The following is a 6720-nucleotide window of genomic DNA, read 5'->3' on the forward strand; positions in this document are numbered from 1 at the left end:
AGCCGCCGCGCCTGAGCACGAAGCCTTACACTCAGCTGTTCTGGCAGCACCCGCCGGGCTTCCTCAACGCCACGGCCGTCGCCGCGCACCCAGTCCAGCCCAAACGGCGTGGTCGGCTCGTCGATGTCGGCGAGCGTGCCACGGAAGAAGCGCTCATGCTCCGCGGTCGCCGCCGATCCCCGCGACTGCGCCACCAGATTCCGGAACGGATATGGTGGCGACAACCCGTGACTTCGCCCGGACAGGATCTTCCCGACCTCGTCATGCATCACCTCCAGCGTGGAGTGGTCGCCGATCAGGTGATGCAGCAGGACCAGGAGCAGCCAGCGCCCTCCCTTGGGATCGGCGGCGACTGCAAATCGCAGCAGCGGTGGCTGGCCGAGATCAATCCGATGAAACCGCGGATCGAATCGTCGCGCGAGCTCTTCATCCGCGCGGCCTTCGCCATCCAGCACGACCTCGCTGACGACCAAGGGAGCCTGCCGCCAAACCACCTGTGCCGGCGTGGACAGACCGTTCCACACGATGGACGTTCGCAGAATGTCGTGGCGGTCGACCACCTGCCGGACCGCGTCGAGATAGCGATCGAGCAGGTCGCGGTCGGCAAACGCCATTCGGCCGACCAGCAGATACGGATCGCCCTCTTTCGAGAGCAGATGGTGAAAGAGGATACCATCCTGAAGCGGCGAGAGGCCGTAGATGTCCTGGATGTTGGCGACACCGCCGGGAACGCCGGCCACGATGCCGTCGATGTCGGATTGGGTCAACGCGATCAGGGGCAACAGTTCGGGCGTGATTGCCGTCGTCTGCTGGGTGATCCGGTTGACCGGAACGTCGGTTTCTCCGCCGCCATCGAGGCTGGCGGCAAAGTCCGCCAGCACCGGTTTTGCGAACAGCGTGCGCGCATCCGCTCTCAGCGCATGCCGCTGCAACCGCTCCAGCATGCGGACTGCGAGCAGCGAATGGCCACCGAGCTCGAAGAAGTGGTCGCCGCGTCCAATCCGATCAATGCCAAAGAGTTCGGTCCAGACATTCGCGACGATCCGCTCGACATCGCCTTGCGGCTGCTCGAAACGGCGTCGCGCAAACGCATCGCCCTCCGGGGTCGGCAGCGCCTTGCGGTCAACCTTGCCATTCGGCGTGAGCGGCAGTGCATCGAGGCGTACGAAAGCTGACGGCACCATGTAGTCCGGCAAGCACGAACGTAGATGATCGCGCATCGCGCCGGCAAATTCATTAGCATCGAGCCCCGCGCCATCACCGCGACGCGCGGCCACATAGGCGACCAGCCGCGTGTCGCCATGATCCCGGTGCACCAGCACGACTGAATCGGTCACGTCGGCGTGCTCGTTGAGCCGAAACTCGATCTCACCGAGCTCGATACGGAAACCGCGGATCTTGACCTGGTGGTCATTGCGGCCGAGAAACGCGATATTGCCTTCCGGCAAATAGCGCCCGAGATCGCCGGTGCGATACATGCGCGCTGCGGCATCGCCGTGGAAGGGATCGCGCACGAAGCGCTCCGCCGTCAGGTCGACGCGGTTGAGATAGCCGCGCGCAATCCCGGCTCCACCAATGTAGATCTCACCCACCGCGCCGAGAGGAACGGGCGCACCGAATCGGTCCAGAAGATAGATCCGCGCATTCGGCAGCGGACGACCGATCGGGGCAGCGTCGCCATCAAAGCCCGGCGGCCGCAGCCAGCTCGTGGCGCAGACCGTTGCTTCCGTCGGCCCGTAACCGTTGAAGACGGCAACGCCGGGGGGCAATCCCTTGATCAGTTCGGCCCTGGGCAATTCACCGGCAAGGACGAGAACCCGTAGCGCGGCCAGGCGGTCGAGGTCGGTACGCCCGTGCAGCATCGCCGGCGGCAAGGTCGCGTGCGTGATCGCGTTGTCCGCGAGGTAGCCGAGCAATGCCGACGTGTCCTGATGCTTTTGCGGGCCAGCCAGGAACAGCGCGGCGCCCGAGCCCAGCGCCATGACGATTTCCCAGATGCTGGCATCGAAGCTGAACGAGGCAAACTGCACGACGCGGCTGTTCGAATTGACCTCGAACAGCCCCCGCTGCGCCAACGCCAGATTCACCAGGCCACGGTGCTCGACCATCACCCCCTTCGGCCGGCCGGTCGAGCCGGAGGTGTAGATGACGTAAGCGAGGCTTCGCGAGGTCAGTCCTTTGACGAGGTCACCCGGATCCGATGCCGCCTGCCCCGTGACGGTGGATGCGTTCGCTTCCGGATCGACGATCTCGCAGGTCCCATCCGGTAATATCGCGCGTCCCGCGTCGTCAGCGATCAGCACGCGCGGCCCGGCATCGTCGACAATCTGACGCAGCCGCTCCGCCGGATAGGCCGGATCGAGCGGCAGATAGGCACCGCCCGCCTTCAGCACGGCCAGCAGGCTCACCACCATGGCGATACCGCGCGGCAAGCAGATTGCGACGGGCTGGTCCGGCACCACGCCCAAGGCCATTAAGCGCCGCGCAAGCCCGCTCGCTTCGGCATCGAGTTCGCCATAGCTCAGACGAACATCCTCGTACACCAGCGCGATAGCGTCCGGCGTCCTTCTCGCCTGCTCCGCAAACAATTCGTGAATGCAGCGCTCGGAGGGAAACGGTGCCGCGGTCTCGTTCCATGTATCGAGAACGCGCCTGCGCTCCTCGGCACCAACAATATCGATCCGATCGACCACCTGGTCCGCATCGGCAACCATGGCCCCCAGCAAGGACAACAGATAATCCCGGTGACGCCTGATCGTCGCCTCGTCGAACAGCTCCGTCGCATAGTTCATGGAGCCGACGATACGTCCGTCCATCTCGCCCAGACCAAGCTCGAGATCGAACTTGACCTGTTGGAGCGGGATATCGGCGGCCTCGGCCTTGAGGCCGGGCAGCTCAAGGGTCCCCGCCTCGTTGCTCTGCCAAGCGAACACGACTTGAAAGACCGGCGTCTGTTCCAGCCGTCGTAGCGGCTGGGTGATCTCGACGACCTGCTCGAACGGCAGATCCTGATGATCCTGCGCCGCGAGCGCTGCGGCGCGCACCCGGTGGAGCAGCTCGGCGACACTGGGCTCGGCCGAGAGATCGACGCGGACAGCCAGCATGTTGACGAAGAATCCGATCAGCCCCTCGATCTCGGGCCTGTTCCGGTTGGCCGTCGGCGTCCCGATCACGATATCCGCCTGCCCGGAGAGCCTCGACAACACCGCCGCCCAGGCCGCCAGCACCGTCATGAAAACGCTGGCGCGATGCGATTGGCTCAGTCGCCGAATGCCGGATGCGAGCTCCGCGTCGATCTCGATCGGCAAGGACGCGCCGGCGAGCGACCTGACCGGCGGACGAGGCCGGTCCGTCGGCAATTCGAGCACGGCAGGGGCATCCGCGAGCGCCTGTCGCCAATAGTCGACCTGCCGCTGCAATCGCTCGCCCGACAGCCATTGTCGCTGCCAGGCGGCATAGTCCGGATACTGGATTGCCAACGATGGCAACGGATCGTCCTTGCCGGCGGCGAAAGCCTGGTAGAGAGCACCCAGCTCACGTACAAGCACACCGATCGACCAGCCGTCGGAGACGATGTGATGCTGCGTGAGCAGGAAGAGATATTCCCGCTCCGCCGTCCGGATCAGCCGGCCGCGGATCAATGGTCCTGCGGCGAGGTCGAACGGCGTGGTGGTCTCCTCACGGCAGAGGCGCGCGAGCGCCTGCTCGCGATCGTCCCGGCCGCGCAGATCATGTTCGAGCACCGGCACGCGTTCGTGAGCGGGCAGCAGCATCACGCGCGGCTGTTCGTCGACCATGCGAAAGACACTGCGCAGCGCTTCGTGGCGCGCGAACAAACGGTCGATGCCCCGGCGCAATGCGCCGACATCGAGTTCGCCCGAAAGCCGCAATGCTCCACGAATAAGATAGCTGGAATTGGCACCATCGAGCTGCGCCAGCAGCCAAAGCCGTTGCTGCGCAAAGGACATCTCCAGTGATCCGTCGCGCGCCACCACAGGAATCGTCGCAGCGCCGCTCCTGTCGGCATTCCGGCCGCGGTCCCTGGCCAGCGAGATGAGCCTTCTCATCTGCGCGGGATCCAGATCTCGCAAACTCGGCTTTGCCGTGTCAGCCGTACTCATTGCTCCGCCCCGACCAGTTCCTGGAGCTCTTCGGCGTCGAATTCCTGTTCGATCAGCCTGATCGACGCGATGCGCGCAAATGACGCGAGATCGGGATGAGCGAACAGATCCGAGACCGCGATCGACACGCCGATCTCCTGCGACACCCGGCTGAGCACCCGCACGGCAAGCAAGGAATGTCCGCCAAGCTCGAAGAAGTGATCGTTGCGTCCGACCCGGTCGACATCGAGCAACTCCGCCCAGATCCCGGCCAGTGCGAGCTCGATCTCATCCTCGGGCGCCTCATAGGAGCGGCGCGTCAGCGCATCCTCGCCCGGCGCCGGCAGAGCCCGCCGATCGATCTTCCCGTTCGGGGTGAGCGGCAGTTGCTCCAGCACCGTAACCGTCGATGGCACCATGTAATCAGGCAGAATGGCGGACAATGCGTCACGCAAGGCACGGCCGTCGATCGACGGCTCACCGCTGGCATAGGCGAACAATTGGCGGCCGGTCCTGCCCTCAGCGGCCACCACGGCCGCCGCACGCACGCCGCGCTGCTCGAGCAGACGCGCCTCGATCTCGCCGAGCTCGATGCGGAAACCGCGGATCTTCACCTGCCGGTCCGCGCGGCCGACATATTCGATCACGCCGTCGTCGCGCCAGCGCGCGAGATCGCCGGTCCGATAGAGGCGCATGCCGCTATCGCCGAACGGATCCGGGACGAACCGTTCCGCGGTCAGTGCCCCCCGGTTCAGATAGCCGCGGGCCTGGCCAACACCACCGATAAACAGCTCGCCGGTGACACCAACGGGAACGATGTTGAGGTCGGAATCGAGGATGTGTACGGACCTCGCACCGACGGGCCGTCCGATTGGTGCGGGCTGGTGAGGCGTCAGCACGGCGTCATCGACGATCCAGGCCGTCGGCGCGATCACCGTCTCGGTCGGGCCGTAAGCGTTGACCAGAAGGTCGACATCGGCAGCCCCGCGCAATGCCTTGATCCCCGTATCCGACCAGGCCTCGCCGCCGACGATACAGGTCCTGATCGCCAGCCTGCGCCCGCTCTGCCGCAACGCCGCGCTCAATTGATCCGCATAGGCCGGCGGAAGAAAGATCGAGGTCACCGAACTGCGCGCGATCTCGCTGACGAGGTCGTCGATCAACAGGCCGGGCTTCGAGGGCAGCACGAGCGACCCGCCCGTCATCAGCGGCACCAGCCAACGCTCGTGGGCTATATCGAAATTGATCGACGCCGTCTGGAACTCGCGGTCGCGGGAGGTCATGCGGTACAGCCGGCCGATCGCTTCGCAATGCATGGCAAGCGGCCCGCGCGCAACAGCCACGCCCTTCGGCATTCCGGTCGATCCCGAGGTGTAGATGACGTAAGCTAGGCTATCCGGATGGATTTCGACGTCGAGGTTACCGCCGTCGTCGCCGGCGGGTAGCGATGGTTCGTCGATGCAGAGCGCCTCGACTCCGGCCTCACGCAGCACCGGCCCGAGCGGCTCGAGCAGCACGCCTTGCGTCAGAACCAACGTCACGCCGCTGTCACGCAGCATGTAGCCAAGCCGGTCGGCCGGATAATCCGGATCGAGCGGCAGATAGGCGCCGCCAGCCTTCAGAACCGCGAGCAGCGCGACGATCATGTCCGGGCTTCGCGTCAGGGCAATGCCGACAAGCCGATCTGGGCCGAGATTCCAGAAGCGAAGCCGCCGTGCGAGCGCGTTGGCCCGCGTGTTCAACTCGCCATAGCAGATCCGCTGGTCGCCCCATGAGATGGCAACAGCAGAAGGCGCCTGCGCGGCCTGCGCTTCGATATGAGTCACGACGTCGGCGCAGGAAGATGCCGACGATAGCTGCGCTGCGCCGCTCCATTCGAGAATTCGTCGCGCATCTTGGTCGGCTGCCGATTCGAGATCACCGAGCACGCGCTCAGCATTCGCTGCGACCCGTTCCAGCAAACCGTGCAGAATGTCGCGAAGACGCAGGATGGCCGCCTCGTCGAACCGGCACCGGTCATAATTGAATTCGATGTTCAGCCCGTCGCTTGCGGCGAACACCGCAACCGCCAGCGCGTAGTTCGTCGGCGTCACATGCGCCACACGCCCGAGCCGAGGACCACCCTCCCCGCCCCGCAGCAATCCCTCGTCGATCGGGTAGTTTTCGAACACCAGGATGCTGTCGAACAGCGGCTGCCCGGCATGGCCGGCAAGGCGCTGAATTTCGTAGAGCGGCGTCCAGCCGTGCTCGCGCAGAGCCAGGTTCTGCTCCTGCAACTGGCGCAGCCAATCGCCGACGATCGTCTGCGGGTTCGGCGCATCGACGATGGGCAGCGTGTTGATGAAGAGGCCCACCATCTCCTCTGAGCCGGGCAATTCGGCCGGACGGCCCGATATCGTCACGCCGAAGCAGGCTGCGGACTGCCCTGAATGTCGGCGCAGCAATTGTGCCCATACCCCCTGTATGAGCGTATTGAGCGTCACCCGTTCGCGCCTTGCGAACGACTTCAGCCGCTCGGTCAGCGCTGCGTCCACGGCAATCCCGACACTGGCGTGGCCCTCGGCGCCGGAGGTCTTGCTGGTCGCCACCGCGTTCGCGAGCAGCGTCGGCGTTTCGAGCC

General features: G+C 65.3%; 2 protein-coding genes. Both read right to left on the reverse strand.

Features of this window, described 5'->3' with window-relative positions:
- Positions 1-4067, reverse strand: a 4067-nt coding sequence (locus tag MOV75_RS22680) for an amino acid adenylation domain-containing protein (RefSeq protein WP_309486959.1), incomplete at its 3' end; no start/stop codon positions are given.
- Positions 4068-4117: 50 nt separating this feature from the next.
- On the reverse strand, positions 4118-6720 hold a 2603-nt coding region (locus MOV75_RS22685; protein WP_247006649.1), incomplete at its 5' end, for an amino acid adenylation domain-containing protein.

Source organism: Bradyrhizobium sp. PRIMUS42 (genome assembly GCF_023006515.1).
Taxonomy (GTDB): Bacteria; Pseudomonadota; Alphaproteobacteria; order Rhizobiales; family Xanthobacteraceae; genus Bradyrhizobium.